The following is a 26,713-nucleotide window of genomic DNA, read 5'->3' on the forward strand; positions in this document are numbered from 1 at the left end:
TCACTGCCATCGCGATTCCCTCAGACCGTCCACCTCAGAGAATCACAATCAGCGAATTACGCAACAGGCCCACAAGGGGAGAAGGAAGAACCCCCTGCATGACTCCGCCATCAACCTGTGCTATGCGCCGCGCTTCATTTCGGGCACGATGCTGTAATCGGCCGCAAATCGCTTATATTGGCGCAACAATGACCCTTTCATTCGATCTTACCGCCGAAGGCGCGCGTGACGCGTTGCGCACCCGCACGACGCCTGAAAAGCCGTCGCTGATCGGCTTGACGCGCGCCGAACTCGGGGCCGCCCTCGTCGCCGCCGGCATCGTGCCGGAGCGCCAGGCGAAGATGCGCGCCCAGCAGCTCTGGCACTGGATCTATGTGCGCGGCGTTTCCGATTTTGCCGGCATGTTCAACATCTCCAAGGATTTGCGCGCCGCACTGGACAGGCATTTCACCGTTGCCAGGCCCGAGATCGTCGAGGAGCAGATTTCCTCCGACGGCACGCGCAAATGGCTGTTCCGCTTTCCGCCGCGCGGCGCCGGCCGGCCGGTCGAGATCGAGACCGTCTACATTCCCGAAGAAGGCCGCGGCACGCTCTGCATCTCCTCGCAGGTCGGCTGCACCCTGACCTGCTCCTTCTGCCACACCGGCACGCAAAAGCTGGTGCGCAACCTGACGGCGGAAGAAATCCTCGCCCAGCTTTTGACAGCTCGCGACCGGCTCGGCGATTTCCCCGACCGCGACACGCCCGACGGCGCCATCGTGCCGGCCGAGGGCCGGAAAGTGTCCAACGTCGTCATGATGGGCATGGGTGAGCCGCTCTACAATTTCGAGGCGGTGAAGAAGGCGCTGCTGATTGCATCCGACGGCGACGGGCTTTCCCTGTCGAAGAGGCGCATCACGCTGTCGACCTCGGGCGTCGTGCCCGAAATCTTCCGCACCGGCGAAGAGATCGGCGTCATGCTGGCAATCTCGCTGCACGCTACCAATGACGATCTGCGTGACCTTTTGGTACCGATCAACAAGAAGTATCCGCTCAACGAGCTGATCGCTGCCTGCCGTGCCTATCCCGGCCTGTCCAACGCCAAGCGCATCACCTTCGAATATGTGATGCTGAAGGACGTCAATGATTCCATCGAGGACGCCAAGGCGCTGATCAAGCTGCTCAAGGGCATCCCGGCCAAGATCAATCTGATCCCGTTCAATCCGTGGCCGGGCACCAACTATCAGTGCTCGGACTGGGAGACGATCGAGAAATTCGCCGACTACATCAACAATGCCGGCTATGCCTCGCCGATCCGCACGCCGCGCGGCCGCGACATCCTCGCCGCCTGCGGCCAGCTCAAATCGGACTCCGAGCGCATGCGCAAAGTCGACCGGCTGGCGCTGGAAGCGATGATGATCGCAGGGCACGGCGAGGCGTGAATCGCGTCGTCGCCTATCTGATCCGCTTCGCCGTCATCCTGATCGGTTATGGCGTCGCCTCGCTGGCGGCCAGCGCATTTCTCAATATCATGTTTCTGGCGTCCCTGGGCTACACGCCGGAGCAGGCACCGCCGGCGGCGACGGCTTCCCTCTATTTTTCCGTCCCCTTCGTCGCGCTGTTCGTCGCCTATTTCGCTTTCAAGCCGGCGGCGATCGCCATCCTGGTTTCCGAAATCCTCGGCCGGCGCGACTGGCTGTTCTATGCACTGGCGGGCGCGGCGGTGGCGGCGGTCTTCCTCGGCTTCGTCCACCAGACGAACGACGCCAATTTCGAGGTTACCAACACAAGCGTCATGCTGGCGGTGATCGGCTGCGGCATGGTCGGCGGTATTTTCTACTGGCTGAGCGCCGGCCGCTCGGCCGGGAGCTGGCGTCAAATCGGACGCCCTATTTCGCCTGGGCCGTCAGGATCTTGAGCGCGAAGGCCGAAAAAACTCCGGCAAACAGATAGTCGACGACGCGCGTCACGCGCGGGCTGGCTTTCATCGCCGCCGAGAATTTTTCCGCCGCCAGCACCATCGGCGCTGTCACCGGGACCGACAGCACGACGAACATCGCGCCGAGGAAGAACAGCTTTCCCGGCGCATTGGGATCATGCGCGGAGACGAATTGCGGCAGGAAGGTCATGAAGAACAGGATGATCTTCGGATTGAGCAGATTGACGCCGAGCCCCGCCGCCCAGCTGCGAACCAGCGATATCTGCGGCCCGCTCTTCTTCTCCGGTGAAAACGCCGACCCTTTTGTGATCGCCTGCCAGGCCAGGAAGACCAGATAGCCGGCGCCGAAAATCTTCAGCACGAAGAACGCCATCGGCGAGGCGACGATCAGCGCCGAGACGCCGACCACCACCAACGTGGTGTGGATCAGCGTGCCGCACAGCGCGCCGGCCATCGAGGCGAAGCCGGTGGCGCGGCCCTGGCTCAGCGTGCGCGACACGAACAGCGTCATGTCCGGCCCAGGCGTAATCGCCAGGATCACCGTCGCGATGGCGAATTGGATAAGCGTAGCGTTGTCGGGAATGAAGGACATTGGCGGCCTCGGACAAGAAGGCGCAGCCTATAGCGCAGGCGCCTCGCCGACGCCAGCATCTCGCCGCCACGGCGTCTGGTCCAGCGCTTGCGGCTCCCAGGCGCCTGTTCCTCCCTTGCGCAGCCCCGAAACGCCGTGATACCTCGCCCGCAAGAATCCTGTCGCGGAACCGCCCACCATGTCGAAAGCAAAAGCCGTCAAGAAAGTCGTGCTCGCCTATTCTGGCGGCCTTGACACCTCGATCATCCTGAAATGGCTGCAGACCGAGCTCGGCGCCGAGGTCGTGACCTTCACCGCCGATCTAGGCCAGGGTGGCGAACTGGAGCCGGCTAGGCGCAAGGCCGAGATGATGGGCATCAAGGATATTCGCATCGTCGATGTCCGCGAGGAGTTCGTATCCGATTTCGTCTTTCCGATGTTCCGCGCCAACGCTGTCTATGAAGGCACCTATCTGCTCGGCACCTCGATCGCCCGGCCACTGATCTCGAAACATCTTGTCGAGATCGCCAGGGAGACCGGCGCCGATGCGATCGCCCATGGCGCCACCGGCAAGGGCAACGATCAGGTGCGTTTCGAACTCTCGGCCTATGCGCTCAACCCCGACATCAAGGTCATCGCGCCCTGGCGCGACTGGTCGTTCAAGTCGCGCACCGATCTGATCAATTTCGCCGAGCAGCACCAGATTCCGGTGCCGAAGGACAAGAAGGGCGATGCGCCGTTCTCGGTCGACGCCAACCTGCTGCATTCCTCCTCCGAGGGCAAGGTGCTGGAAGACCCGTGGAGCGAGCCGCCGGAATTCGTCCACCAGCGCACCATCTCGCCGATGGATGCGCCGGATGAGGTCACAGAGATCGAAATCGAATTCCTCAAGGGCGATCCCGTCGCGCTCAACGGCAAGAAACTGTCGCCGGCAACGATGCTGGCGGCGCTGAACGATGTCGGCCGCGACAATGGCATCGGCCGGCTCGATCTGGTCGAGAACCGTTTCGTCGGCATGAAATCGCGCGGCGTCTACGAGACCCCCGGCGGCACCATCCTGATATCGGCCCACCGGGCGATCGAATCGATCACGCTCGACCGCGGTGCCGCCCATCTCAAGGACGAGTTCATGCCGCGTTATGCCGAGCTGATCTATAACGGCTTCTGGTTCGCGCCCGAGCGGCTGATGCTGCAGGCGATGATCGACAAGAGCCAGGAAGACGTCGAAGGCATCGTGCGGCTGAAGCTCTACAAGGGCAACGTCATGGTCACCGGCCGCAAGTCGAGGAAGACGCTCTATTCCGACGCGCTGGTCACCTTCGAGGACGACCGCGGCGCCTACGACCAGAAAGATGCCGAAGGTTTCATCCGCCTCAATGCGCTGAGGCTGCGCACGCTGGCGGCGCGTGGTCGTAAAGGCTAAGTATATATTCATGAAAATCCTGCTTAGCCTGGATCCATACTCTTAGTGAGCTAATGTAGTTGTTTCTAATGACAGCTGCAGAGCTTTTCTTGCTTGACCTCATGGCCGGATTGTCCAATTGTTTTTTTGGGCAATGGGGCTGTAATAATGCGACTTGGTCTTTTGATTTTGACGGCGATGATCGGCATTCTGGCGGGCTGCCAGACCGGACAGGACATCACGAAGAAGGATCCCCAGGCGGGATGCATCGCCGCTGTCGCTACATGGACCATTACGTTCAAACATGAGATCGCAGCCTTCATGGGCGTTTCTCAGGAACGCATGCCGAGCCTCTTCTGCCGGCGCTTGGGCGATGCGGTGCGCAGCGGCCGAATTGGCTTCTCCGACATAAACAGCCTTCAGCTCGACCAATCCACCGACATCTGGAAGGTCATCAAAGGCAAGTGACAGGTCGGCGATGGTTAGTTTGCGACGCGCCACGCGACTTCCGCTGATGTTGCTGGCGGGCCTGGCAGCAGCCGGAGCGGAGGAATTCGATCCCACCTCGCTCGACCTCGCCGCGCTGATTGAATGCAGGGCCGACGTGCCGGCCTATAACGGATTCGCCTTGTGGCTGAGCGGTGAGCCCGGCGCGGCGGAAAAACTTGGCTGGAAGGAAGTCACCGCCGGCAATCCCTTCCTCCGGCAATATCAGTTGCCTGTCCCGGTCCACGTCTTCGGGCGCGAGATGGCATCCGTCGTCCTTACCGCAACCGGGCCGATGGCGGTGGTTGACGATGTTTCCGCGCCCGATCTCGCTCGAGCGCTCGGCGTCACAGCGCAAATCTCGACACCGGACAAATTCCTTGGCGAGAAGGTGCTCGTCGAAAGCAGCGAGGAAGCCGACGGCATGACATTTTCCACGCACATTGCGCTCAATGTCTCAACCGTTAATTCACATCCCGGCAAGGTTCTCGCCGGCTGCTCCTACGCGCTCGACGTGAAATAGAAAGCCCGGCGCATGGCCGGGCTTTCTGTCGAATCATTCTATCGAATAGAGATTTCTGTCAGTCGGCATCGATGGCTGTGGCCATGCGGGCGATGGCCTGTTGATAGACGCTAGCGGAATTCCAGCCAGCGATTGCGCCCATATTCGCCTGCGCGCTCGCTCCGGCCCGCCAACCATGGCCCTTGAGGAAGTTGGCCGTGGAAGCCAACGCAGTGCTCTTGTCGCGCAGATTTTTGTTGCCGACGCCATACGTCAAAACATTTCCGGGCAGGAACTGCGTGTGGCCGATCTCGCCATGTGCGGCACCGACCGACGAGGCGCTCAACGCTCCGCGATCGACCAGCTTCAGGGCTGCAATGGCATGGGGATAGAAGAACTCCGGACGGCGGCAATCATAGGCGAGCGTTAAAATGGCAGAGACCGTATTCTGGTTGCCCATGGCGGAACCGAAGCCCGTCTCCATACCCCAGATGGCGATCAACACACCCGGCGACACGCCGTAATTCCGTTCGATCTTGTCGAACAGCGCCGCATTGGCCTTCTTCAGCGCACGGCCCCTGGCAATGATCGCGGACGCGCCACGGCGCTTCATGAAAGCTTCGACCGAGCCGCTGAAAGCCTTATGGATGGCGCGGTCGACGGAGATCGTCTTTGGCGCGTAGGTTGCGCGAGCCAGAGCGGCCAGACCCTTCGAGCCGACACCGTCGGCCTTGGCCTCCGCGGCAAACTCCGGTTTCCACGCCTCGAAGCCGGCGCCGTTTTTGCCACAACTGGCCGCCGCCTGCGCGCCCGTCGCCAGCGCAAGCACCGCCACCACCGCGGCCACTACAAACATCTTCCCCTTGGCAAGAAATGCCATGCTGCTCTCCTGGTTGCCTGAATCACGTTCCCAATTGCGAATTTGCCAGCGAAACACCTGCTTGTCACTGTCCCGGCGCTGCGCCGATGCACTCAATACAGCAGGAACTTCAAATCCACCACACTGGCGGATGCCCGGGAATTTGCCTACGATCAAGTAATTATTGTGGCGGGGACAGAATAAGCATGAAAGACGTTGATGTCGTGATCGTCGGCGCCGGTTCGGCCGGACTTTCGGCTGCCAAGACCCTGCGCGCCGCCGGTTTTTCCTTCAAATTGTTAGAAGCGATGAACCGCGTCGGCGGCCGCGCCTGGACCAGCGACCAGCATTTCGGCGTGCCGTTCGACATCGGCTGCGCCTGGCTGCATGCCGCAGACCGCAATCCCTACTTTCCCGAGGCGAAAGCCGCCGCCTGGACGCTTCATCACCACGACATGAATGTCGATCATCTCTACTACCGCGAGCGAAAGGCAAGCGAAGCCGAAGAGGCCGCGATGAAGGTGGCCGACGCAAGACTGCTCGAACTGGTGGCGGCACATCAGGTGAGGGAAGGCGACGATGACCGCCTTTCGGCATTGCTCGCCAAAGGCCACGCGCCGCGCGCCGCCGCAACCTTCGCGGGGCCGATGGATTTCGGCGCCGACGAGGACGAGATATCGATCCGCGACTTTCAGGCCGCCGCCGATCTCGATCCGAACTATTTCACCAGGGAAGGCTTCGGCACGCTGGTTGCGCGCTTCGGCGCCGACGTGCCGGTGGAGCTGTCGACGCCGGTGCGCAAGATCCTCTGGGATGGGCCGGGCGTAGCCTGCGTCACCGATCGCGGTACCATCCGCGCCAAGGCTGTCATCGTCACCGCCTCGCCGGCAGTGCTCGCCTTCGAGGAGATTGCGTTCTCGCCCGCACTCCCCGATGGGCATTTCGCTGCCTTCTTCGATCTGCCGATGGGCATGCTGACCAAGCTGCCGGTCGAAATATCCGGCACGAGGCTTGGCTTGGAGCCGTTCGACGATTTGCTGATCGAGCGGCTGGCCCGGCACGACATCTACTTCCTCTGCTTTCCCTTCGACTTCGATTTGATGGTCGGTTTCGTCGGCGGCGATTTCGCTTGGGAGATGTCGGCGGCGGGCGAGGCGGCCGGCATCGACTTCGTCGTCGACCGGCTCTGCGGCATCTTTGGCGGCGACGTACGAAAGCATGTCGGACGCGCAATGATGACCAATTGGGGCGCTGAGCGGTTTGTGCGCGGCGCCTATGCGGCGGCGCGGCCCGGCCGCTCGCAAGCGCGCGCCACGCTGATGCAGCCGGTGGCGGAAAAGATCTTCTTCGCCGGCGAGCATTTGGCCGGTCCGCTGATGCAGACCTGCGGCGGCGCCAGATTGTCGGGCGAGGCAGTGGCCAGGGAGGTCGTGGCCCAGCTTGCGGCAAAATAGCATCGGCCGGCAGGAACGTGGGCCGGTGACAGGCGTTTGGCCTTGTCCTGTTCGCCTCGTCCTCCGCATTTCGAATGATTTGAGACGCCAATGAAGCTTTTCGACTGCCCGCATTGCGGCCACCGTCTCTATTTCGAGAACGCGCAATGCCTGAACTGCGCCAGCCTCGTGCTCTATGATCCCGAGCATGCGCGTTTTGTGCTGTCCGGCATCGACGACATCTTCCAATGCACCAACGCCGACGAATGCGCCTGCAACTGGATGGCGGAGCCTGGCCACGCCTTCTGCCGCGCCTGCACGCTGAACCAGCTGATCCCGGATCTGTCGGTCGACGGCAATCGCCGCCGCTGGATCCGTGTCGAGGCGGCAAAGAAGCGTGCCGTCTATTCGCTGCTCGCCTTCGGCCTGCCGGTCGCACCCAAGCAGAATCCCGGCGACGAGATCGGCCTCGCTTTCGATTTTCTTGCCGATCCTATCGGTGGCGGTCCCGGTGGCGAGCGTATCCTGACCGGCCATGACAACGGCCTGATCACGCTCAACGTCGCCGAGGCGGACTCGGCTGAGCGCGAGCGGCGGCGCGTCGAGATGGGCGAGAACTACCGCACGCTGCTCGGCCATTTCCGCCATGAGCTCGGCCATTACTATTGGGACCGCCTGATCCGTGACGATCCGCAAAAGCTTGCCGGTTTTCGCGCTTTGTTCGGCGACGAACGCGCCGGCTACGAACAAGCGCTGAAGACCTATTACGCCGATGGCGCGCCGCCCGACTGGCAGCAGCGCCATATCTCGGCCTATGCGACGTCGCACCCGTGGGAGGACTGGGCCGAGACATGGGCGCATCACATGCACATCACCGACACGCTGGAGATGGTGCATGCGCTGAATTTCCCGCTCGGCCGGCTGGAGACCGTCGAAGCCAACGAGCTGCCGCGCGCCGATACCGGCGGCGAGCTGCAGCCGGCACCATCGGAACCCGCCGCCAGGCCGGAGCCTTTCGAAAAGATCCTCGACCGCTGGCTGGTGCTGTCGGAAGCTTCCAACTCGATCAACCGCTGCATGGGCCTGCCCGATCTGTATCCCTTCGTAATCTCCGACGTGGCGGCGCAAAAGCTTGCTTTTGTTCACGAGCTTTTGACTGACCTGCCGAAAACTATTGGAACAAATCGTGAGCCGGCGGAGGCTTTTTAGCCGGAACGCATGCCGCTTTGCTTCGTTTTCGGTCCCGAGGGACTGTGAAACGGAGAGAAAACCATGAAACGCATATTGTTTCCGGCGGTGGCCGGAGCGCTCATAGCGATGTCGGGCTCTGCTTTGGCCGAAACCGCCGTCTCGGCCATCACCGATCTCAATGTACGCGCCGGCCCCGGCCCGCAATATCCGGTCATCGGGGTACTCGCGGCCGGCCAGTCGGCGACGCTCGACGGCTGCATCGCCAACAGCAAATGGTGCACCATCGCCGAGGCCAACGGCCAAGGCTGGGTCTATTCCGACTATGTGACGGCCGATTTCGGCGGCAGCCGTGTGGTCCTGACACAGCGTCCGGCCGGCGCCGACATTGCCGTCGTGACACCGCCTGCCGATAGCGCCGAATATTCCGACAGCTATACCGGAGCGATCGTTGCCGGCGAGGCGATCGAGCCCATCCGGCGGCCGCCGGCGGAAATCCGCACCTATGTCGAAACGAACCGGCTCGATCCGGTCTATCTCGAAGGCGAGGTGGTTACCGGCGCGATGTTGCCCGACACCGTCGAGCTGCGCGAGATACCCGATTATGATTATCGCTACGTCTATGTGAACGGCCAGCCGGCGCTGGTCGATCCGAGCAGCCGGCGTATCGTGTACGTCGTGCGCTGACGCGCAAAACAGGGCGGTCGCCCTGTAATGGCGGCCGCTCACACCCCGACATTGCCACAAGCCGGCATTGCCGCTGCAATACCGGTTTCCACTTTTGCGTCCGATGCTCTAGATCATGCGAGCCGAAGCACCAGCCAGCGAGCCCGCGTGACGATCGACCCGACCGCCTTCCAACAGTACCGGCACACCGCCTACGAGAAGACCACTTTGCCGCGCCTTCTGCTTGGAACGGTCGTCGTCATCCTGTTCTGGCTCGGAATCACTGCCGCCGTGCTGTTCGGCGGCACCTATGCCTTTGCCGTTTGGCAGGCGTCGTCTGGCACCGCCCCGCCAGGTGGAGGAGCGGTGCAGGATTTCATGGCCTCTCCAGCGGGCATCCTCGCGGCGCTGGCTTCGTTTGCCGGAATCTGGCTCGGCCTTTGGGCTGCCATGCGCTGGATCCATCGCGAGAAGCTGACGGCCCTGATCGGCGTCAGCCGGCGCATTTCATGGTCGGGGTTCCTGAAAGGGCTGGCCGCCGTGCTGATCACCTCGCTGCTTTCCGAGATCCTGCTTTACGGCCTGCAGCCCGATATTGCGCGCGGTACGATCGGCCTGTCTTCGTGGCTTTTGTTCCTGATCCCGATCGCTGCGCTGACCTTTCTGCAGACCTCGTCGGAGGAGATGCTGTTTCGCGGTTATCTGCTCAGGGGCCTGGCGAGCCGGTTCCAGAACCCTTTCATCTGGGCGCTGCTGCCGGGATTGCTGTTCACCTCGCTACATTGGAGCCCAGGCTCGAGCGCCGCGATCAATGCCTGCGTGCTGGCCTCGATCGCCGCCTTTGCGCTGCTGCTGACGCTTCTGGTCTATGCAACCGGCAATCTCGGTGCCGGCTTCGGCGCCCATCTCGGCAACAATCTGACCGGCTTCCTGCTGATTTCGCACCAGCAAAGCTATAATTCCTTCGCCCTGTTCAACGCCAAGCCGCTCGAAGCCGCCGGCTGGACGACTTCAGACGCCGTCCTCATCGCCGCGATCGGCATCGTCAGCAGCCTGTTGACCGTTCTGCTGCTTTTGCATCCGCGCTCCCCGCTGAAGGTCGAGCCGGATATGGCGCGCGCCAGCAGCGTGCGCTGATGCGCCTTGCCTGGTTGTCCTGAGCATATTTGGCGCAAAGCCTGACCAAAGCTTGACTCCGCGGCCGATTTCCTGTCTACACGCCGCGAAATTCCGCGACGAGTATTCCTCCGAGCAAACCGACCGGGACGCCGAAACCTCTTTGAGGTGAAGTGCTGTAAATCGATCCCGGAGGCCAACACCCGGCAGCGCTGTGCGCCCCCGGGTGCTTTTTGGCTTTGGGCTTTTGCCCGGACCGGCTTTTGCTTGGACAGCTGGCGCGAACGCATTACCTCTCGGGCATCATCCGGGTGCCAGGGAAAAGGAAAAAGAATGTTTGAATCGCTACAGGAACGTCTTGGTTCGATCCTGAACGGCCTCACCGGCCGCGGCGCCTTGTCGGAGGCGGATGTCTCGGCGGCGCTGCGCGAGGTGCGCCGCGCGCTGCTCGAGGCCGACGTGGCGCTGGAAGTGGTGCGTTCCTTCACCGACAAGGTGCGCGAGAAGGCCGTCGGCGCCGCCGTGGTCAAGTCGATCAAGCCCGGCCAGATGGTCGTCAAGATCGTCCATGACGAGCTGGTCGAGATGCTCGGCGCCGAGGGCGTCGCCATCGACCTCAATGCGCCGGCTCCGGTCGTCATCATGATGGTCGGCCTGCAAGGTTCCGGCAAGACGACGACCTCGGCCAAGATCGCCAAGCGGTTGGCCGAGCGCCAGAACAAGAAGGTCTTGATGGCCTCGCTCGACACGCGGCGTCCCGCCGCGCAAGAGCAGCTCCGTCAGCTCGGCGAGCAGGTCAAGGTCGCGACGCTGCCGATCGTCGCCGGCCAGACGCCAGTCGACATCGCCCGCCGCGCCGTGCAGGCGGCAAAGCTCGGCGGCCACGACATCGTCATCCTCGACACCGCCGGCCGTACGCACATCGACGAGCCGTTGATGGTCGAGATGGCCGACATCAAGAAGGTGTCGTCGCCGCACGAGATCCTGCTGGTTGCCGATTCGCTGACCGGCCAGGACGCCGTCAATCTGGCGAAAAGCTTCGATGAGCGTGTTGGCATCACCGGCCTCGTGCTGACCCGCATGGACGGCGACGGTCGCGGTGGCGCAGCACTCTCGATGCGCGCCGTCACCGGCAAGCCGATCAAGCTGATCGGCATCGGCGAAAAAATGGACGCGCTGGAGGAATTCCACCCCAAGCGCATCGCCGACCGCATCCTCGGCATGGGCGACATCGTCAGCCTCGTCGAAAAGGCAGCCGAGAACATCGACGCCGAGCAGGCGGCGGCGATGGCCAAGAAGATGCAGTCGGGCAAGTTCGACCTGAACGACCTCGCCGGCCAGCTTCAGCAAATGTCGAAAATGGGTGGCATGGGCGGCATCATGGGCATGATGCCGGGCATGGGCAAGATGAAGGACCAGATGGCCGCCGCCGGTCTCGACGACAAGATGTTCGGCCGCCAGCTCGCCATCATCTCGTCGATGACCAAGGCCGAGCGCGCCAATCCCGATATTCTGAAGCACTCGCGCAAGAAGCGCATCGCCGCCGGCTCGGGCACCGACGCGGCCGAAATCAACAAGCTGTTGAAGATGCATCGCGGCATGGCCGACATGATGAAGGCGATGGGCGGCAAGGGCAAAGGTGGCGGCCTGATGCGCGGCATGATGGGCGGCCTCGCTTCCAAGATGGGGCTCGGCGGCATGATGCCCGGCATGGGCGGCCAAGGCGGCATGATGGGCGGCGGCATGCCCGATCTGTCCAAGATGGACCCCAAGCAGCTCGAGGCCTTGCAGAAGCAGGCACAGGCGGCCGGGCTCGGCGGCATGAAGGGCCTGCCCGGCGGCTTTCCCGCTGGCGGTGGCCTGCCTGGCTTGCCCGGCGGCATGAAGCTCCCTGGTTTGCCGGGATCCGGCGGCGGGCTGCCTGGCCTCGGCAAGAAGAAATGAGGGCGCCATGAACGAAGAAAAGGACATGGCTGACGCGCGCGCGGCGCTGGTCAATTATCGCGCCTCGATCGACAACATCGACGCGGCGCTGATCCACATGCTGGCCGAGCGCTTCCGCTGCACCAAGGCGGTCGGCGTGCTGAAGGCGGAGCATGGCCTGCCGCCTGCCGATCCGGCACGCGAGCAGCAGCAGATCGCCCGTCTTCGCCAACTGGCGAAGGACGCCCATCTCGACCCGGATTTCGCGGAAAAATTCCTGAACTTCGTCGTCCGCGAAGTGATCCGCCATCACGAGCAGATCGCCGCATCCAACGGCATAACGAAAACCGGCTGAGGACCAGCCACCAACCGATCAACCAAATCAGAGCTTTTTAGGAGAAAAGAAATGCCACTGAAAATCCGACTGGCCCGTGCGGGCTCGAAGAAGCGTCCCTATTACCACGTCGTCGTCGCCGATGCCCGTTCGCCGCGCGACGGCCGTTTCATCGAGTCGCTTGGCTCGTGGAACCCGCTGCTGCCCAAGGACGGCGAACGCGTCAAGGTTGACGCCGAGCGCGTCAAGCATTGGCTGTCGCACGGCGCCCAGCCGACCGACCGCGTGCTGCGCTTCCTCGACGAGGCCGGCCTCGCCAAGCGCGAAGCCCGCGCCAACCCGAAGAAGGCCGAGCCCGGCAAGAAGGCGCAAGAGCGCGCAGCCCTGCTGAAGAAGGCGCAGGAGGAAGCTGCAGCCGCTGTTGCCGCCGCTTCCGCCGCGCCGGCCGAGGCGGAAGCCGCCAGCGCCGAATAAGTCATCGATTGCCCTTCACAAAACGGCTGACCAGTCACAAAACGGCGGGCCTTTGCCCGCCGTTTTGCTGTCCATCCGTATGATGCGGCCCGATCAATAGCCTTCCGGGCAACTCGCAACGTAGACACGGCCATTGCGATCGCGATAACGGCACTGGCCGCTTTCGCTGGCACGGCCGATCAGCGCACCGGCCAAGGCGCCGGCCGCACCGCCGATCACCGCGCCCTTGGTCGGGTTGCCGGCCACTGCGGCGCCGACCGCCGCACCGCCCAGGCCACCAACGGCCGCGCCTTGCTCAGTACGGGAGCAGGCACCGAGCGGCACCAGCAGGGCCATCAAGATCATCACCTTTTTCATTGTCGTTCCTCTCCAACAGGGTGCCGTCCTCGCCGCTGCGCCCCCTAACTCGCAACCAGCCAATTTGATCCAAAGAAGAAGATCGGCAGCAGACCGGGCGGCGCTCGATTTGATCCAAAGAGAAGAAAGGCGGCGGCAGACAGCGCCCTCTCTGGCGGCGTGGCCGCCATCGAACGGCTTTGGAAGTCGCTGCTATTGGCTGAACGGGATCAGCGCGCGCACCCTTGGATCGCGCAGATACAGGCCGCCCCAGAGGATGGCGCCGAGGTAGACGCCGAACAGCATATGCGAGAACAAAGGGCTGCCGATACGCACATGCGTGGCGATGGCGCCGCCGAGATAGGCGGTGAGCAGGATGGCGCCGAGCACCGAGGTGCGCGGCAGTACATAAAGTGCTGTCGAGACCAATCCAATGATGCCGAGCATGCGCGAGACATTGGCATCGGCTGGCCAGCCGAGCTGCACCATGGTCTGGGTGACGATTTCGAGCGGCGGTAGCTTGATGACGCCGTCGAAGATCATGAACAGCACGATGACGGCGCTGAGCACGCGACCGGCCCAGAGGGCGCGCGGTGAGACGGATGCTGCCTGAGACTTGGTCATTGATGTTCCCTCCGGTCGTTGCGAGCACTGGCTTTTCTGCCAGCTCGAACCAAGGACGCGTCCCATGACGGCCATCCGACATGCCTCCAGTGCTTTTCACTCCGGGGACGGCGACCTTGGATGTGCAAGTTCAGCCAGCAACCAACCTGGCCAAGTCCACCTTGCGAGGTGAGGTGGAGGGCGTTATTGGAAATCCGTAAGGGTATCTCCCGAGCGCTCGACGGCAGCAGCCGCCTAATCGCACAACGAAAGTAAGCGATGGCCGGAGAGACCGACCTGAAAAAGTTGCTGGCGGCAATGACGCCGGAGTTGCTTGCCGGCGTTCATGTCTTCACCACGTTGCCACCTGATGCGGCCGTTCCCGACCAGCTCGATCCGGTAATGCTGTTTCGCGAGCACGAGGGCATGACGCTGATCGTGCTTGAAGACCAGGCCAAGACCGCTGGCCTGAAAACCGTGTTCCGCTGCCGGATGCTGACGCTGAACGTCCATTCGTCGCTGGAAGCGGTCGGCTTCCTCGCCGCCATCACCGCGCGGCTGGCCACCGCCGGCATCGGCGTCAATCCGGTCTCGGCCTTCTACCACGATCACCTGTTCGTGCCCGCCGACCGGGCGGAGGAGGCGCTGGATGTTTTGCAGAAACTCGCTGCGGACGCCGCACGATAAGGATCAATGCCTTCGGACGTACAAAATGTCGGGCAATCGCTCTTCATTGTTCGTGCCGTTGCCCAAAGCTTCCGCGCGAAAGCCATGGCGCTCGTAGAAGCGCCGAGCGCCTGAGTTCGACTGAAAGCAATGCAATTTCACAACCGGCAAATTCGCGGTTGCTTGTGTCAGCAGCCGGGCGCCGATGCCTTGGCCAGTCCAGGCAGGATCCAGATAGAGCTGCTCGACCCATTCTCCTGCAACGGCGACAAAGCCAACAATGGCCGCGTCGATTTCGGCGACCGTCACGTGCTGCTGCGCCAGCACGGTGCCGCTGATGAAGGCCATATCCTCATCCGGTGTATGCAGGACCGGCATCCAGTCGAACGACGAAAGCGCTGCGCGCATGATCCTGGCAATTGCGCCTGCGTCCGACCCGTTAGCCGGACGCAGCGCGATTTTAGTCGCAATGCTCATCTCACAAGCCTGCGACCGCGGGCCGCCGGCCGTCCGGCGCCCCCGCGGAGGGCCAGCCGCGAAGCGGCGATGCGGCCCGTGAGCGAGAAGTTATGCCGCCTTCTTCTTTGGCTGGATCAGCCCGCGCTCGACCAGCAGCTCCGCGATCTGAACCGCGTTGAGTGCCGCGCCTTTGCGCAGATTGTCGGAGACGATCCACATCGACAGGCCGTTGTCGATGGTCGAATCCTCGCGGATGCGCGAGATGAAGGTGGCGTCCTCGCCAGCCGATTCCAGCGGCGTGATGTAGCCGCCGTCCTCGCGCTTGTCGATGACCTGGCAGCCCGGCGCCTCGCGCAGGATCTCGCGCGCCTCATCGGCGGTGATCGGCTTCTCGAACTCAATGTTGACCGCTTCCGAATGGCCGATGAACACCGGCACCCGCACGCAGGTCGCCGTCAGCTTGATCTTGGGATCGAGCATCTTCTTGGTCTCGGCCACCATCTTCCATTCTTCCTTGGTGAAGCCGTCGTCGAGGAAGACGTCGATATGCGGGATGACGTTGAAGGCGATGCGCTTGGTGAACTTCTTGACGTCGACGGAATCGGCGACGAACACCGCCCGCGTCTGCGTGAACAGTTCGTCCATGCCTTCCTTACCGGCGCCGGAGACCGACTGGTAGGTGGCGACGACGACGCGCTTTATGGTGGCGAAGTCATGCAGCGGCTTCAGCGCCACGACCAGCTGCGCCGTCGAGCAGTTCGGGTTGGCAATGATGTTCTTGCGTGTGAACAGCGAAATCGCATCCGGGTTCACTTCGGGAACGATCAGCGGCACGTCCTGGTCGTAGCGGAAGGCCGATGAATTATCGATGACGACGCAGCCCTGCTTGCCGATCTTCGGCGACCATTCCTTGGAGACGTTGCCGCCGGCCGACATGATGCAGATGTCGGTGTCGGAAAAATCATATTGGTCGAGCGTCCGGACCTTCAGCGTGCGGTCGCCGAACGACACTTCCGTGCCCTGGCTGCGCCGCGAGGCCAGCGCCACCACCTCGCTCACCGGAAAGCCGCGCTCTTCCAGTATGTTGAGCATTTCCCGGCCCACATTGCCCGTGGCGCCGACGATCGCAACCTTGAAACTCATCGAAATCTCCTGTCCCTCTCCGCTCGGTTTCTGGAGAAACCCGCCGGCCAATGCGGGTTTCACCCCGGGCCGGACCCGGGAGAGGGTGGTTGGGCCAAGGGAATCAGACCGTTTTGGTGGTCGTTTTACCGGTTTTTTTGACCAAGAACGTGGTTTTGCTGGAACGGAAAGGCGCACCGAGACGTCCGGCCCAATGGTTCGCATTGGGGCCGGGGATGTCGAAGGCAAGAAGCGCCATCAAAAGGCCGCGCATCGAAAACTATCCCGTTCGGTGCCGGCTTTTACGCGGTTTGCGTAAGGAGTCAATCGCAACCAGGCGGATCGCCCGCCCTGTACAACGAGGGCGGCACGAAGTACGAACGGGCATCGTTTGGCTCGTGGCGCCCGTCGTGGCGCTTGCCGACATCAGACCCGTCGCCGGGCATTTAAGAATCCGAATTTCGAAAGAAGCATATGTCCAACTTCGAAGCTATTGTCCCCGTGCTGGCAAAGGCGCTGGAAAAACGCGGCTATGTCGAGCTGACACCGGTGCAGAAAGCGGTTCTTGAGCTCGGTCAGGCCGATGCGCTGGTTTCAGCCCAGACCGGCTCCGGCAAGACCGTCGCTTTCGGACTGGCCTTGGCGCCGACGCTGCTCGACGGCGCGGAGCGCTTTTCCCACGCGGCGGCACCCCTGGCGCTGGCCGTGGCGCCGACGCGGGAGCTGGCCCTGCAGGTGACGCGCGAGCTGGAATGGCTCTACGAGCTGACAGGCGCCACGGTGTCGTCCTGCGTCGGCGGCATGGACATGCGCACCGAGCGACGCGCGCTGGAGCGTGGCGCCCATATCGTCGTCGGCACGCCCGGCCGCCTGCGCGACCACATCACCCGCAATTCTCTCGACATGTCGGCGCTCAAGGCAGTCGTGCTCGACGAGGCCGACGAGATGCTCGATCTCGGCTTTCGCGAGGACCTGGAATTCATCCTCGACGCCGCCCCTGCCGAGCGCCGCACGTTGATGTTTTCCGCGACCGTGCCGCGCTCCATCGCCACGCTGGCCAAGGGCTACCAGCGCGATGCCGTGCGCATCTCGGCCTCGGGCGAGGAGAAGCAGCATCTCGACATCGAATACCGGGCGCTGGGCGTCGCGCAGGCCGACCGCGAAAACGCCATCATCAACGTGCTGCGGTACTATGAGGCGAAGAACGCGCTGGTGTTCTGCAACACGCGTGCCGCCGTCAATCACCTGACAGCACGCTTCAACAACCGCAACTTTTCCGTCGTGGCACTGTCCGGCGAGCTGAGCCAAAACGAGCGCAGCCACGCGCTGCAGGCGATGCGCGACGGCCGCGCCAAAGTCTGCATCGCCACTGACGTCGCGGCGCGTGGCATCGACCTGCCCAATCTCGAGCTGGTCATCCATGCCGACTTGCCGACCAACCCGGAGACGCTTCTGCACCGAAGCGGGCGAACGGGACGGGCGGGGCGCAAGGGCGTCAGCGCGCTGATCGTGCCGAACAATGCCCGCAAGCGCACCGAGCGGCTGCTGCAAAGTGCCGGCCTTGCGGCGACCTGGGCGAGCCCGCCCTCGGCCGACGACGTGATACGGCGCGATGACGAGCGCATTCTCGCCGACCCGGTCCTCAGCGAGCCTATGAAGGATGAGGAGCGCGGCTTCGTCCAGGCGCTTCTCGATCAGCACGGGCCGGAACAGGTCGCCGCAGCCTTCGTACGGATGTGCCGCTCCAGCCGCTCGGCGCCGGAGGACCTTCTCGACGTCGCACCGTTCACGCCGTCGGGCGAAAAATTTGCGCGCCGGGACGAGGCACCGAGCCGCCGCGACGATTTCGGCGACAGCGTCTGGTTCTCGCTGTCGGTCGGACGCCGGCAGAATGCCGAGCCGCGCTGGCTGATCCCGATGCTGTGCCGGACAGGCGGCATCTCCAAGCGCGAGATCGGCGCCATCAAGATGCAGCCGGAAGAAACCTTCGTGCAGATCGCGGCGGACTGGGCCGAGCGCTTCCTCGCCGCGATCGGCCCCGACCGCAAGCTGCAGGGCAACATTGCGGTCAAGCGGCTGGACGGCACGCCCGATCTGTCGCGGGCCGGCTATCAGGAGCCGCGCCCCGACAAGAAGCCGCACCGCGGCAAGCGGACATTCGATCAGAACGCGCCCAAATTCGAGAAGCGCGCACCGGCTGACCAGCGCCCGGCATTCGAGGCAAAGCCCTGGGCCGGCAAACCGGCCAAGGCGAAATTCGAAGGCGGACCGGCGAAACACAAGAAATCGAAGAAACGGCCGGGGTGAATAGCCTGCCCCTTCCATTTCGCGCACGCCCCTTGCGGTCTACCGGAACTTTGCACAGTCTGGGGCAGGGCAATGGGGTGGGCAGGACATGCGCGGCGAAGTTCTTCACTATGACGAGGACCAGGCCTTCGGTTTCATTACCGGGGCCGATGGCAACCGCTACAGCTTCGCGCGCGAGGACTTGCGCCGCCAAGCGTCGGTTGCCGGAGGCACGACCGTCGAATTCCAGCCGGCTGGCGGACGGGCACGCGATGTTTTTTCGATCCACGCCCAACCTGCCAGTGCACCCGCCGACGCCTCCGCTGCAACCGCCGCCCCATCTCAGGCCGGCAATGCGCCCGCGGCACGTCAGCCGCAACATTTCGGCCGTTCCGCTGAAAATCAAACCGCCGAATCCACCGGCCTGTGGAGCTACTTCTCGCGTGGCCTGACCGAAAATTATTTCAACTTCGCCGGCCGTGCCCGCCGCAAGGAATATTGGGGCTATTGCCTGTTCTGGACGATCGCGCTGATCGTGGCGATAGGATTCGGCGTCTTCATCGACGACGCCATGGGCAATCTCGACAACAGTGAATTGCCGGCAGTGACGGTCGGCCTTTGCGGCCTCTTCCTGCTGGCGACAGCCCTGCCGTGGTTCGGGCTCAACGTGCGCCGCCTGCACGATATCGGCCTGACCGGCTGGCTCTTCCTGCTTTTCCTGATCCCGACCTTCGGCACCGTGATCATCCTGATCTTTGCGCTGATCCCGACCCAGCCGCGTGAAAACCAGTGGGGTCCGGTGCCGGCGGGTGTCCAAATCTAACCGCGGGAGTGCCGCCGCATCGGCGGCAGTCGCCCAGCGGACGTCGACCTACACAGGATCAGCCCAGGAACTTGGCGATGATCGCGTCGCCCATCTCAGCGGTGCCGACCTCGGTCATCCCCGGCGAATGAATATCCCTGGTGCGCAGGCCGTCGTCGAGCACGGCGGCGATCGCACCTTCGAGCTTGTCGGCTTCAGTCACCATGCCGAAGGAATAGCGCATGCACATGGCGAAGGAGGCGATCATGGCGATCGGATTGGCGATGCCCTTGCCGGCGATGTCGGGCGCCGAGCCATGCACCGGCTCGTAGAGCGCCTTGCGCTTTTTTGTCTTCGCATCCGGCGCGCCGAGCGAGGCCGACGGCAGCATGCCGATCGAGCCGGTCAGCATGGCGGCGATGTCGGACAGCATGTCGCCGAACAGATTGTCGGTGACGATGACATCGAACTGCTTGGGCCAGCGCACCAGCTGCATGCCGCCGGCATCGGCGAGCATATGGTCGAGCTTGACGTCGGCATACCTGGCCTTTCGCGTCTGGCTGACGACCTCGTTCCACAGCACGCCCGATTTCATCACATTGCGCTTTTCCATCGAGGTGACATGGTTCTTGCGCGTGCGTGCCAATTCGAAGGCAACGCCCGAAATGCGCTCGATCTCGAAAGTATCGTAGACCTGGGTGTCGATACCGCGCTTCTGGCCGTTGCCGAGATCGATGATCTGCTTCGGCTCACCGAAATAGACGCCGCCGGTGAGCTCGCGCACGATCAGGATGTCTAGCCCCTCGACCACCTCCTGTTTGAGCGAGGAGGAGGCCGCCAGCGCCGGATAGCAGATGGCGGGTCGGAGATTAGCGAACAGCTCCATGTCCTTGCGCAGCCGCAGCAGACCCGCCTCCGGGCGCACCTCGTAAGGCACGGAATCCCATTTCGGACCGCCGACGGCGCCGAACAGCACGGCGTCGGCCGCCATTGCCTTGGCCATGTCGGCATCGGATATCGCCGCGCCATGCGCATCATAGGCGCAGCCGCCGACAAGGCCTTCATCAGTGACGAAATCGCTGCCGAGCTTGTCGTTCATGGCGGAAATCAGCTTCTTCACCTCGGCCATCGCCTCGGGGCCTATGCCATCGCCGGCAAGCAGGAGAAGATTTTTGGAAGCCATGTGGAACCGTCCTGATTGTGTCGTGAGCCGCGGCCTTGCTAAACGCCAAGCAGCCGGCGCGCAAGCCTGCGGTTCAGAGCATCGGACTCAAAGTGGAAACCGGTTTTGGGAAAATCCGATGCTCAAGACAAAACGCCTACAGATGCGAAAGGATATTGACCAGCCTGCCGAACGGGTCGCGCACGAAGAAGCGCCGCACGCCCCAGGGTTCGTCCGCCGGACCGTATTCGATGGCAAAGCCGGCCGTCCTCATGCTTTCAAGCGCGGCATCGACGTCGTCGACTTCGATAGAGATGTCCGGCACCGGCGTTCCTGATCCCCCTTCGGCCATGAAACTGACCTGTACGGACATCGTCTCTTGCGAGCCATAGGTAGCGATCCAGCCCATATCCATCTTGAGATCGAGGCCGAGCACATCCTGATAGAAGGGTTTTGCCGCCGCGATATCCTGCGTGTCTATGTTTGCAACGATGCGTCTGACCTTCACCATGGGCCGATCCTCGTGCTAACCGTATCGTTGTCACAACCGTGACAGGTATCAGGCTGTGCGCCGCAGCGCCGTCACCTCGATCTCGATCTTCATCTCCGGCTTGTTGAGCTGGCACACGATCATCGTTGCTGCCGGCCTGATCTCGCCAAACGCCTCGCCGAGGATCGGGAACACCACATCTACGAAAGCCGCATCGGTGATGTAGTAATGTGCCCGCACCACGTCAGCCATTTCGAAGCCGCCATCTCGCAACGCCTTGGCGATCGTCGTCAGGCAATTGCGCGTTTGTGCCTCCACGGTCTCCGGCATCGACATGGTCGCATAATCGTAGCCGGTCGTTCCGGACACGAAACACCAGTCGCCCTGCACCACGGCGCGCGAATAGCCGGCGGTCTTTTCGAAGGGCGAACCGGTGGAGATCAGTTTTCGCATGGGTCCTCCGCAAATCGTCGCGGATATCTTGCAGGGAACGAGCCGATCCCGCCATGGGCCAGATAGAACTGACGGTTGTTATGAGTCTCCCGCCTCGACAAAGCCCTCTCGTCCAAGGCGTGGTGGTCACTGCGCTTTGCAAAAGTACCTAATTCGCCGACCCCAGCGCCTTGTCCAGCGCTTCCTTGACGTCGGCCGGCCATGTACTCACCGCTGGCCACGCGTCCGGCTCGGGCTTGTCGCCGCGGCGGGCGAAATAGAGCTTGTGCTTGACCGGGTCGACCGCCATGAAGCCGTCATTGCCGCCGCAATCATGCGGCACGCAGCCGCTGGCAAAGAAGGCACCCGACGCGGTTTTTTCCGTGCCGCCGCCGACCAGCAGGCTGGTCGCCATGTCGGGCATGTCCTTGCCAAGCAGCGTCTCGGCTTGCTTGTAGACAGCCTCGTTGTGGAAGGCGTCGATGATGTTGTCGTATTTCGACGGATCGACGTCTTTCCAGTCGGTGCCCGGCTCCGGCATGTAGGTGAGATTGCCGGAAGTCATCAGTCCGGCCGTCGGCGACCATTGCAGCGCCGGCTTGGAATCGCCCGGCAGCAGATAGGGCACGAAATAGATGGCGCTGTCGGAGATCGCGGTCGGCGGCGCGCCGCATTCGTCCTGCTCGACCGTGACCGTCTGGATCGTGCCGCCTTCCGGCTTCCACACGATCACCTTGGCCGGGCCGCATTGATTGCCGCCGTCGCCGACATCGATCAGCGCCACCTTGACGCCGCCGACCTCGACGATCTTGTCGAAGAAGACGTCGTAATTGCGCGCCAGTTCCTTGCCGTCGAAGGCGAGCACCCGTTCCCCGTACTCTTCCTCCTGGGTGATGGTCAGTTGGCCGCCCTCGAACGGGATCGGCGCCTGTTTGTCATTGTCGGCTAGGGCCGCATTGCTCAACGCGCCCTGGTCGGCGGCCCTGCCGGGCGCATCGTCAGCCGGCACGAGCACCATGTCGGTCTGTGCATGCGCGCCAGCCACCGGCATCAGAATCCACGCCAGCGCGCAGGCGCCGACAAGAAGCGAACGTGTCATGACTGTCCCTCCGTTCAGCCGCCACGAACCCGGCCTGTCGCGGCCGGGGCATCGTACCGCTCAGGCCCAGGGGCGCTCAGCGGCGTTCCTCTTCTCGAACGAAGCGATGGCGCCGGCTTTTTCCATGGTCAGGCCGATATCGTCGAGCCCGTTGAGCAGGCAATGGCGCTTGAACTCGTCGAGGTCGAACTTGACCACGCCGCCGTCAGGCCCACGGATTTCCTTGGCCTCCAGATCGACCGACAGCGTCGCGTTCGAACCGCGCGAAGCATCGTCCATCAGTTTCTCAAGATCTTCCGGGCTGACGGTGATCGGCAGGATGCCGTTCTTGAAGCAATTGTTGTAGAAAATGTCGGCGAACGAGGTCGAGATGACGCAACGGATGCCGAAATCGAGCAGCGCCCACGGCGCATGTTCCCGGCTCGAGCCGCAGCCGAAATTATCGCCGGCGACCAGGATCTGCGCCTTGCGGTAGGCCGGCTTGTTGAGCACGAAGTCCGGGTTTTCCGAACCATCGTCCTTGTAGCGCATTTCGGCGAACAGGCCGGTGCCGAGTCCGGTGCGCTTGATCGTCTTGAGATAATCCTTGGGGATGATCATGTCGGTGTCGACATTGACGATCGGCATCGGCGCGGCGACGCCGGTGAGCTTGGTGAATTTTTCCATGTCCTTGCCCGTCTTCTTCTTGTTGCGGGAAATTGCTGGCGCCCGGTTTACACAAAGCCGCGGGCAAATAAAAGGCGGCTGTTTTTGGACCTCCGTCGTCGATCGAAACGCAAGATCGGTACAAAACAGCTTCAAAACCACCGGCCCATGGTGCACTTTTGTCGACATGACAACGCGATCCAAGGTCCTCTACGCCAGCGAACCGGGTCTCGGCATCGCCGAGTTCCGCCGCGTTCTGGTGGAATCCGGCCTCGGCGCCAATCGCCCCGTCGATGACGACACCCGATTGAACGCGATGCTGTCAGGGGCCAATTTGGTGCTCACCGCGCGTCTCGATACAGAAGGCAAGCCGCTGGTCGGTGTTGCCCGCGGTGTTACCGATTTCTCGTGGGTCTGTTACGTTTCCGAGCTCGCCGTTTGCAAATCGGCGCAAGGGCTCGGCATCGGCAAGGGCCTGCTTGATGAAGCGCGCCGGCAACTCGGGCCTTCCGTTGCCATAAGCCTGATTTCCATGCCCGACGCCGTCGGCTTTTATGAGCGCATCGGCATGAAGCGCGTGTCCGACGCGTTCTGGTTCGACCGCAAGCGCTGACGCGTTGCCTTGCCAGCTAGTGGATCGAATCTAACGTTTGGTGCCCGCGTTTGACCGCGGCGGCGATCCTGTCGGGGTCGGCGGTCCAGATGAAGGGTCTGGGCTGCTGGTTGTGCTCGGCGAGGAAGGGGTAGATTGCCGCCCTGGAGGTCGACCACCGAGTGAAAGACGCCGCGCTTGAGCGGCGCTTCGACAAGTGCGGGTGGCCGAGGGCGATCGCCCAGTCGGCGTCCTCGGCGATTACGGCGGCTGCTGATCCTCGAACCAGAATGATGACTGGCGTCGCGAGATGGTTCCCACCGACGGCAAGGGAAAATGCGACGTCATTACGATGCGGCCATTGTCCGAGCAAGCCTCCAGGAATGCCCATCTCGTCCGACGTGCCTGGTCAGGGTCCGTGTCGTACCGAAAGCTCCAGTCAGGGTATATGCATTGCATCGGCCAATGCATGAGATCGCCGGAAAACACTGCCCCTACGCCTCGAGATTTCAGGCCGATGGCTACGTGCCCCGGGGTGTGGCCCGGCGTCGGTTCCAGCCACACTTCGCCATCGAGTTCATAATCCATATCGACAAGCACAGCCCGACCAGCCTCGACGATTGGCAACACATTGTCCTCATAGGTCCGATCTTCGTTATCACCGGAGGCCGCCTGTGCGGCCTCGAACTCGCGCCGCGCCATGATGTAGCGGGCGTTCGGGAATGTCGGTATCCAACGCCCGTCCACCAATCGTGTGTTCCAACCGCAATGGTCGACATGAAGATGGGTGCACAGCACATAGTCGATCTGCTCGGGAGCAACACCTGCATTTGCCAGGCGCTCCAAAAAGGTGCCGTCATTGCGGCGATGCCAATGGGGGAAGTATGCGAACGTCTTATCGTTGCCGACGCAACTGTCGACCAGAATGGTGTGGTGTCCGGTACGAACAAGAAAACTCTGGATGGGAAGAATAAGCCGGCCGGTTGCAGGCGATATTAATCGCGGCGTGAGCCAATGAAGATGCGGTTCGAGCGCTTCATCGGTGCAGTCGGGAAACCATTCCGACGGCGTCCGCAGGGGGTCGCACATCTCCAGAATTCTGGTTATCCAGATATTCCCGATTCTCCAGTCATCCACTGACTGCATCCTTCTTCGATCGAGGACGGATCACTAGAGATAACATTTGCGGCCAGATGGCGTCAGACATTTCTGCCTGTAGGAGAAGGAGCGCTCGCGATGTGGCCGCGCTCACGATCGGGTACCAAGCGTTAGAACTTAACCACTAGTGGTCGAAATCTGACGCTTGGTTCCGGGGCCGTAAGCCCGCTCAGGGTGGAAAGCGGACGCTACCATGTACTTTTTGGCAAAGCGCTCAGTGCGCGCGTGACGCAAGGTGAATTTCAAGCGGCTTTGAGATGAGGCCTTTATCAACGATGGCTTCAAGCGTCTGCTTCGTCAGACTGATATCGTCATATTGCTGCGGAACCGACAGAATTAACTCACCCTCTTCGGGCGTGGCATAAAACACTACATAGCCTTTCGCCTCACCGGCGAGAGGGAAGGCGATAGTATTGATTTCAGTATCCATTACTCGCTTGCCAAAAAAATAATTGGCACGATTATTTTGCTGACGTAATTCAAACTCCTGATGCTGGAGAACAGAGTATATACGTTTGTTCTCCGGTGACTCAGGGTCGTTGCTGCATCCAGAGAATGGGATAATTGCGAACATCAACACTGAAAGTGCCTTCCAACTAGTGGAGGTCAAGTCAAATTCCTGCTTTCCATGGCTCTTTAAGTATCTGCCCTAGATGTCCGAAATGAGTCGGCAGCGGTATTCCGTTTCGGGTACCAAGCGTCAGGTTTTGACTACTAGCGTGCGGACTTTTGATATCGGCGGGGCAGCCTCCCCTCTGTCCGGCAGGACAGAGGGGAGGGCGGGAACTCGACAGAGCGGCTTATTCTGGGCGGCCTTCCCTCAAATCACGTTCAATTCACGAAACGCCCGCCCCTCAGCGACACGGCTATACCCAAACGCCGAGCAATCCACCGTGCGATAGCCGCCATGGACGATCAGTTCGCCCAGCGCTTTGCCGACCGCCGGCGCCTGCTGCAAGCCGTGGCCGGAAAAACCGTTGGCGAAGAAGAAATTGCCGACCTCGGGATGCGAACCGATCACCGCGTTCTGGTCGAGCGTGTTGTAGTCGTAATGGCCGACCCAGGCGCGCGTCGGCTTGATCGCCTCGAAGGCCGGAATACGGGTCGCCAGCACCGGCCAGATCACCTCTTCGAACAGCGGCCAGTCGGGTTCGAAATCTGTGGGGTCGGCGGGGCCTTCGCCCTCTTCCGGCTCGGCGCCGCCGGTGATGTAGACCGAACCTTCCGGCCGGACATAGATGCCGCTCGGGTCGACCAGCAGCGGCATGTCGTCATATTTTTCGCGCGCCTCGAAGACGAAGACATTGCGCTTGCGCGGCTCCACCGGCAGCGCCAGCCCGGCCATTGCTGCCACCTTGCCGGCATTCGGCCCGGCAGCATTGACGACGATGCCGGCCTCAAGCCGCTCGCCATTTTCGAGGGTCACACCGGTGACGCGGCCGCCTTGCCGCTCGATGCCGGTCACCGACGCCGTGATGAAGTCGATATCCTTCGTCCGCAGCGCCTTGCGGAACAGCATCAGCATCGCATGCGCGTCGAACCAGCCCTCGCCGCTGCGGCCGTAGGCCCCGGCAGTGATACCCTCGGCCGATAGCCACGGAAACCGACGAACAAGCGCCTCGGCATCCTCGAGCACGATGTCGGCGCCCTCGGCCATCTGCGCCTGGTGGTTGGCCTGCAGGATAGGCAGCCCGTTTTCGCCGGCAAGGATCAGATAGCCGCCTTCGCGAAAGCCGATATCGGCGTCCGCCCCGAATTCTTCCTTCAACCGCCGGAACAGTTTCAGCGTGAACTGCGACAGCCGGATGTTTTCAGCGATCGAGAACTGCTGGCGGATGGAGGCGCAGGACAGCGTTGTCGCCGCATGGGAAAATTGCGGGTCGCGCTCGACAACCGCGATCGGGCCCGAAAACCCTTCCTCGCGCAGATAATAGGCGACCGAGGAGCCGACGATGGCTCCGCCGATGATGATGATGTCGTAATGCACCT

Annotated in this window: 31 protein-coding genes and 1 pseudogene; 15 read left to right on the plus strand and 17 right to left on the minus strand. The window is 62.4% G+C overall.

Annotated elements, in window-relative coordinates; all coding sequences use genetic code 11:
- Positions 1–188 precede the first annotated feature (188 nt).
- Positions 189–1,421 carry a dual-specificity RNA methyltransferase RlmN gene (rlmN, locus tag NKH01_RS30575; RefSeq protein ID WP_352481073.1) on the plus strand — a complete coding sequence of 411 codons (1,233 nt, stop codon included), beginning with the start codon at positions 189–191 and terminating at the stop codon, positions 1,419–1,421.
- A complete protein-coding gene (locus tag NKH01_RS30580; protein WP_353024026.1) occupies positions 1,418–1,897 on the plus strand; it encodes a hypothetical protein in 480 nt (159 codons plus the stop codon). Before rlmN ends, NKH01_RS30580 begins: the two co-directional genes overlap by 4 nt.
- Here NKH01_RS30580 and NKH01_RS30585 read toward each other — a convergent pair.
- A complete protein-coding gene (locus NKH01_RS30585) occupies positions 1,869–2,510 on the minus strand; it encodes a LysE family translocator (protein WP_023721902.1) in 642 nt (213 codons plus the stop codon). The genes NKH01_RS30580 and NKH01_RS30585 overlap by 29 nt on opposite strands.
- Positions 2,511–2,688: 178 nt before the next feature.
- On the opposite strand from NKH01_RS30585, the gene NKH01_RS30590 reads away from it, so the two are divergent.
- A complete protein-coding gene (locus NKH01_RS30590; protein ID WP_023721903.1) occupies positions 2,689–3,912 on the plus strand; it encodes an argininosuccinate synthase in 1,224 nt (407 codons plus the stop codon).
- A 99-nt stretch (positions 3,913–4,011) separates the two neighbouring features.
- Here the strand turns inward: NKH01_RS30590 and NKH01_RS30595 are convergent, their stop codons facing one another.
- Positions 4,012–4,392 carry a hypothetical protein gene (locus NKH01_RS30595; RefSeq protein WP_352516116.1) on the minus strand — a complete coding sequence of 127 codons (381 nt, stop codon included), beginning with the start codon at positions 4,390–4,392 and terminating at the stop codon, positions 4,012–4,014.
- A 13-nt stretch (positions 4,393–4,405) separates the two neighbouring features.
- Here NKH01_RS30595 and NKH01_RS30600 point away from each other — a divergent pair, with 13 nt between their 5' ends.
- Positions 4,406–4,900, plus strand: a complete 495-nt coding sequence (locus NKH01_RS30600) for a hypothetical protein (RefSeq protein WP_353024029.1) — start codon at positions 4,406–4,408, stop codon at positions 4,898–4,900.
- A 58-nt stretch (positions 4,901–4,958) separates the two neighbouring features.
- Here the strand turns inward: NKH01_RS30600 and NKH01_RS30605 are convergent, their stop codons facing one another.
- Positions 4,959–5,759, minus strand: a complete 801-nt coding sequence (locus tag NKH01_RS30605) for a lytic murein transglycosylase (protein ID WP_353024073.1) — start codon at positions 5,757–5,759, stop codon at positions 4,959–4,961.
- 185 nt (positions 5,760–5,944) lie between these two features.
- On the opposite strand from NKH01_RS30605, the gene NKH01_RS30610 reads away from it, so the two are divergent.
- The 7 genes from NKH01_RS30610 to rpsP all read left to right on the plus strand — a co-directional run bounded on the left by NKH01_RS30610 (position 5,945) and on the right by rpsP (position 12,872).
- Positions 5,945–7,192: a flavin monoamine oxidase family protein gene (locus NKH01_RS30610; RefSeq protein WP_352845393.1), complete on the plus strand. Its 1,248-nt coding sequence runs from the start codon at positions 5,945–5,947 to the stop codon at positions 7,190–7,192.
- Positions 7,193–7,282: 90 nt separating this feature from the next.
- Positions 7,283–8,380, plus strand: a complete 1,098-nt coding sequence (locus tag NKH01_RS30615; protein ID WP_353024031.1) for a zinc-binding metallopeptidase family protein — start codon at positions 7,283–7,285, stop codon at positions 8,378–8,380.
- A gap of 63 nt (positions 8,381–8,443) precedes the next feature.
- Entirely contained in the window at positions 8,444–9,046 is a 603-nt protein-coding gene (locus NKH01_RS30620) for a DUF1236 domain-containing protein (protein WP_023721909.1), read from the plus strand.
- A 147-nt stretch (positions 9,047–9,193) separates the two neighbouring features.
- A complete protein-coding gene (locus NKH01_RS30625; protein WP_352962056.1) occupies positions 9,194–10,162 on the plus strand; it encodes a CPBP family intramembrane glutamic endopeptidase in 969 nt (322 codons plus the stop codon).
- A gap of 312 nt (positions 10,163–10,474) precedes the next feature.
- Positions 10,475–12,085, plus strand: a complete 1,611-nt coding sequence (gene ffh, locus NKH01_RS30630; RefSeq protein WP_023721911.1) for a signal recognition particle protein — start codon at positions 10,475–10,477, stop codon at positions 12,083–12,085.
- 7 nt (positions 12,086–12,092) lie between these two features.
- Positions 12,093–12,419, plus strand: coding sequence for a chorismate mutase (locus NKH01_RS30635; protein ID WP_023721912.1), 327 nt, complete (start codon positions 12,093–12,095; stop codon positions 12,417–12,419).
- 51 nt (positions 12,420–12,470) lie between these two features.
- On the plus strand, positions 12,471–12,872 hold the full coding sequence (rpsP, locus tag NKH01_RS30640) for a 30S ribosomal protein S16 (protein WP_023721913.1): 402 nt from the start codon (positions 12,471–12,473) through the stop codon (positions 12,870–12,872).
- A gap of 93 nt (positions 12,873–12,965) precedes the next feature.
- Here the strand turns inward: rpsP and NKH01_RS30645 are convergent, their stop codons facing one another.
- Together NKH01_RS30645 and NKH01_RS30650 are read right to left on the minus strand one after the other, a co-directional pair.
- The gene (locus NKH01_RS30645; RefSeq protein ID WP_023680734.1) at positions 12,966–13,229 is read right to left on the minus strand and encodes a YMGG-like glycine zipper-containing protein; all 264 of its coding nucleotides are present in this window, start codon (positions 13,227–13,229) and stop codon (positions 12,966–12,968) included.
- Between the two features lie 192 nt (positions 13,230–13,421).
- A complete protein-coding gene (locus NKH01_RS30650) occupies positions 13,422–13,832 on the minus strand; it encodes a DoxX family protein (protein ID WP_023721914.1) in 411 nt (136 codons plus the stop codon).
- Positions 13,833–14,090: 258 nt separating this feature from the next.
- Here NKH01_RS30650 and NKH01_RS30655 point away from each other — a divergent pair, with 258 nt between their 5' ends.
- Positions 14,091–14,498, plus strand: a complete 408-nt coding sequence (locus NKH01_RS30655; RefSeq protein ID WP_352481080.1) for an ACT domain-containing protein — start codon at positions 14,091–14,093, stop codon at positions 14,496–14,498.
- Between the two features lie 3 nt (positions 14,499–14,501).
- Here NKH01_RS30655 and NKH01_RS30660 read toward each other — a convergent pair whose 3' ends face one another.
- The 3 genes from NKH01_RS30660 to NKH01_RS30670 form a co-directional block, all read right to left on the minus strand.
- Positions 14,502–14,885: a GNAT family N-acetyltransferase gene (locus tag NKH01_RS30660; protein ID WP_352516117.1), complete on the minus strand. Its 384-nt coding sequence runs from the start codon at positions 14,883–14,885 to the stop codon at positions 14,502–14,504.
- 159 nt (positions 14,886–15,044) lie between these two features.
- Positions 15,045–16,079 (minus strand): aspartate-semialdehyde dehydrogenase, encoded by a 1,035-nt coding sequence (locus tag NKH01_RS30665; protein WP_023721916.1) that lies wholly within the window; start codon positions 16,077–16,079, stop codon positions 15,045–15,047.
- Positions 16,080–16,182: 103 nt separating this feature from the next.
- Complete coding sequence (locus NKH01_RS30670; protein ID WP_023721917.1) at positions 16,183–16,332, minus strand: hypothetical protein; 150 nt, start codon at positions 16,330–16,332, stop codon at positions 16,183–16,185.
- Between the two features lie 200 nt (positions 16,333–16,532).
- Between NKH01_RS30670 and NKH01_RS30675 the strand changes: the two genes are divergently transcribed.
- Entirely contained in the window at positions 16,533–18,365 is a 1,833-nt protein-coding gene (locus tag NKH01_RS30675) for a DEAD/DEAH box helicase (protein WP_352495995.1), read from the plus strand.
- An 88-nt stretch (positions 18,366–18,453) separates the two neighbouring features.
- Positions 18,454–19,167 (plus strand): DUF805 domain-containing protein, encoded by a 714-nt coding sequence (locus tag NKH01_RS30680; RefSeq protein ID WP_352859656.1) that lies wholly within the window; start codon positions 18,454–18,456, stop codon positions 19,165–19,167.
- Positions 19,168–19,225: 58 nt separating this feature from the next.
- Here the strand turns inward: NKH01_RS30680 and leuB are convergent, their stop codons facing one another.
- The 5 genes from leuB to leuD all read right to left on the minus strand — a co-directional run bounded on the left by leuB (position 19,226) and on the right by leuD (position 22,995).
- Entirely contained in the window at positions 19,226–20,329 is a 1,104-nt protein-coding gene (leuB, locus tag NKH01_RS30685) for a 3-isopropylmalate dehydrogenase (RefSeq protein ID WP_353024037.1), read from the minus strand.
- A gap of 136 nt (positions 20,330–20,465) precedes the next feature.
- On the minus strand, positions 20,466–20,816 hold the full coding sequence (locus NKH01_RS30690) for a VOC family protein (RefSeq protein WP_352570210.1): 351 nt from the start codon (positions 20,814–20,816) through the stop codon (positions 20,466–20,468).
- A gap of 51 nt (positions 20,817–20,867) precedes the next feature.
- On the minus strand, positions 20,868–21,251 hold the full coding sequence (locus NKH01_RS30695; RefSeq protein ID WP_352495997.1) for a RidA family protein: 384 nt from the start codon (positions 21,249–21,251) through the stop codon (positions 20,868–20,870).
- 148 nt (positions 21,252–21,399) lie between these two features.
- The gene (locus NKH01_RS30700) at positions 21,400–22,329 is read right to left on the minus strand and encodes an Ivy family c-type lysozyme inhibitor (protein ID WP_352516119.1); all 930 of its coding nucleotides are present in this window, start codon (positions 22,327–22,329) and stop codon (positions 21,400–21,402) included.
- A gap of 60 nt (positions 22,330–22,389) precedes the next feature.
- Positions 22,390–22,995, minus strand: coding sequence for a 3-isopropylmalate dehydratase small subunit (leuD, locus tag NKH01_RS30705; RefSeq protein WP_023721924.1), 606 nt, complete (start codon positions 22,993–22,995; stop codon positions 22,390–22,392).
- Between the two features lie 166 nt (positions 22,996–23,161).
- Here leuD and NKH01_RS30710 point away from each other — a divergent pair, with 166 nt between their 5' ends.
- Positions 23,162–23,587: a GNAT family N-acetyltransferase gene (locus NKH01_RS30710; RefSeq protein ID WP_352496013.1), complete on the plus strand. Its 426-nt coding sequence runs from the start codon at positions 23,162–23,164 to the stop codon at positions 23,585–23,587.
- 16 nt (positions 23,588–23,603) lie between these two features.
- Here the strand turns inward: NKH01_RS30710 and NKH01_RS30715 are convergent.
- From NKH01_RS30715 to NKH01_RS30730, 4 genes and pseudogenes are all read right to left on the minus strand, one after another.
- Positions 23,604–23,769, minus strand: a pseudogene (locus NKH01_RS30715) (IS630 family transposase); the annotation flags it as partial.
- Between the two features lie 58 nt (positions 23,770–23,827).
- Entirely contained in the window at positions 23,828–24,703 is an 876-nt protein-coding gene (locus NKH01_RS30720; RefSeq protein ID WP_353024040.1) for an MBL fold metallo-hydrolase, read from the minus strand.
- A gap of 235 nt (positions 24,704–24,938) precedes the next feature.
- The gene (locus NKH01_RS30725; RefSeq protein ID WP_353024042.1) at positions 24,939–25,334 is read right to left on the minus strand and encodes a hypothetical protein; all 396 of its coding nucleotides are present in this window, start codon (positions 25,332–25,334) and stop codon (positions 24,939–24,941) included.
- A 210-nt stretch (positions 25,335–25,544) separates the two neighbouring features.
- On the minus strand, positions 25,545–26,711 hold the full coding sequence (locus NKH01_RS30730) for an NAD(P)/FAD-dependent oxidoreductase (protein WP_353024044.1): 1,167 nt from the start codon (positions 26,709–26,711) through the stop codon (positions 25,545–25,547).
- Positions 26,712–26,713 lie beyond the last annotated feature (2 nt).

The sequence above is a fragment of the Mesorhizobium sp. M1403 genome (assembly GCF_040317695.1).
Taxonomy (GTDB): domain Bacteria; phylum Pseudomonadota; class Alphaproteobacteria; order Rhizobiales; family Rhizobiaceae; genus Mesorhizobium.

Coding starts and splice junctions, on each gene's coding strand:
- rlmN (WP_352481073.1), top strand. CDS start 189: ATGACCCTTTCATTCGATCTTACCGCCGAAGGCGCGCGTGACGCGTTG.
- NKH01_RS30585 (WP_023721902.1), bottom strand. CDS start 2,510: ATGTCCTTCATTCCCGACAACGCTACGCTTATCCAATTCGCCATCGCG.
- NKH01_RS30590 (WP_023721903.1), top strand. CDS start 2,689: ATGTCGAAAGCAAAAGCCGTCAAGAAAGTCGTGCTCGCCTATTCTGGC.
- NKH01_RS30600 (WP_353024029.1), top strand. CDS start 4,406: ATGTTGCTGGCGGGCCTGGCAGCAGCCGGAGCGGAGGAATTCGATCCC.
- NKH01_RS30605 (WP_353024073.1), bottom strand. CDS start 5,759: ATGGCATTTCTTGCCAAGGGGAAGATGTTTGTAGTGGCCGCGGTGGTG.
- NKH01_RS30610 (WP_352845393.1), top strand. CDS start 5,945: ATGAAAGACGTTGATGTCGTGATCGTCGGCGCCGGTTCGGCCGGACTT.
- NKH01_RS30615 (WP_353024031.1), top strand. CDS start 7,283: ATGAAGCTTTTCGACTGCCCGCATTGCGGCCACCGTCTCTATTTCGAG.
- NKH01_RS30620 (WP_023721909.1), top strand. CDS start 8,444: ATGAAACGCATATTGTTTCCGGCGGTGGCCGGAGCGCTCATAGCGATG.
- ffh (WP_023721911.1), top strand. CDS start 10,475: ATGTTTGAATCGCTACAGGAACGTCTTGGTTCGATCCTGAACGGCCTC.
- NKH01_RS30635 (WP_023721912.1), top strand. CDS start 12,093: ATGAACGAAGAAAAGGACATGGCTGACGCGCGCGCGGCGCTGGTCAAT.
- rpsP (WP_023721913.1), top strand. CDS start 12,471: ATGCCACTGAAAATCCGACTGGCCCGTGCGGGCTCGAAGAAGCGTCCC.
- NKH01_RS30645 (WP_023680734.1), bottom strand. CDS start 13,229: ATGAAAAAGGTGATGATCTTGATGGCCCTGCTGGTGCCGCTCGGTGCC.
- NKH01_RS30650 (WP_023721914.1), bottom strand. CDS start 13,832: ATGACCAAGTCTCAGGCAGCATCCGTCTCACCGCGCGCCCTCTGGGCC.
- NKH01_RS30655 (WP_352481080.1), top strand. CDS start 14,091: ATGGCCGGAGAGACCGACCTGAAAAAGTTGCTGGCGGCAATGACGCCG.
- NKH01_RS30660 (WP_352516117.1), bottom strand. CDS start 14,885: ATGCGCGCAGCGCTTTCGTCGTTCGACTGGATGCCGGTCCTGCATACA.
- NKH01_RS30665 (WP_023721916.1), bottom strand. CDS start 16,079: ATGAGTTTCAAGGTTGCGATCGTCGGCGCCACGGGCAATGTGGGCCGG.
- NKH01_RS30670 (WP_023721917.1), bottom strand. CDS start 16,332: ATGCGCGGCCTTTTGATGGCGCTTCTTGCCTTCGACATCCCCGGCCCC.
- NKH01_RS30675 (WP_352495995.1), top strand. CDS start 16,533: ATGTCCAACTTCGAAGCTATTGTCCCCGTGCTGGCAAAGGCGCTGGAA.
- NKH01_RS30680 (WP_352859656.1), top strand. CDS start 18,454: ATGCGCGGCGAAGTTCTTCACTATGACGAGGACCAGGCCTTCGGTTTC.
- leuB (WP_353024037.1), bottom strand. CDS start 20,329: ATGGCTTCCAAAAATCTTCTCCTGCTTGCCGGCGATGGCATAGGCCCC.
- NKH01_RS30695 (WP_352495997.1), bottom strand. CDS start 21,251: ATGCGAAAACTGATCTCCACCGGTTCGCCCTTCGAAAAGACCGCCGGC.
- NKH01_RS30700 (WP_352516119.1), bottom strand. CDS start 22,329: ATGACACGTTCGCTTCTTGTCGGCGCCTGCGCGCTGGCGTGGATTCTG.
- leuD (WP_023721924.1), bottom strand. CDS start 22,995: ATGGAAAAATTCACCAAGCTCACCGGCGTCGCCGCGCCGATGCCGATC.
- NKH01_RS30710 (WP_352496013.1), top strand. CDS start 23,162: ATGACAACGCGATCCAAGGTCCTCTACGCCAGCGAACCGGGTCTCGGC.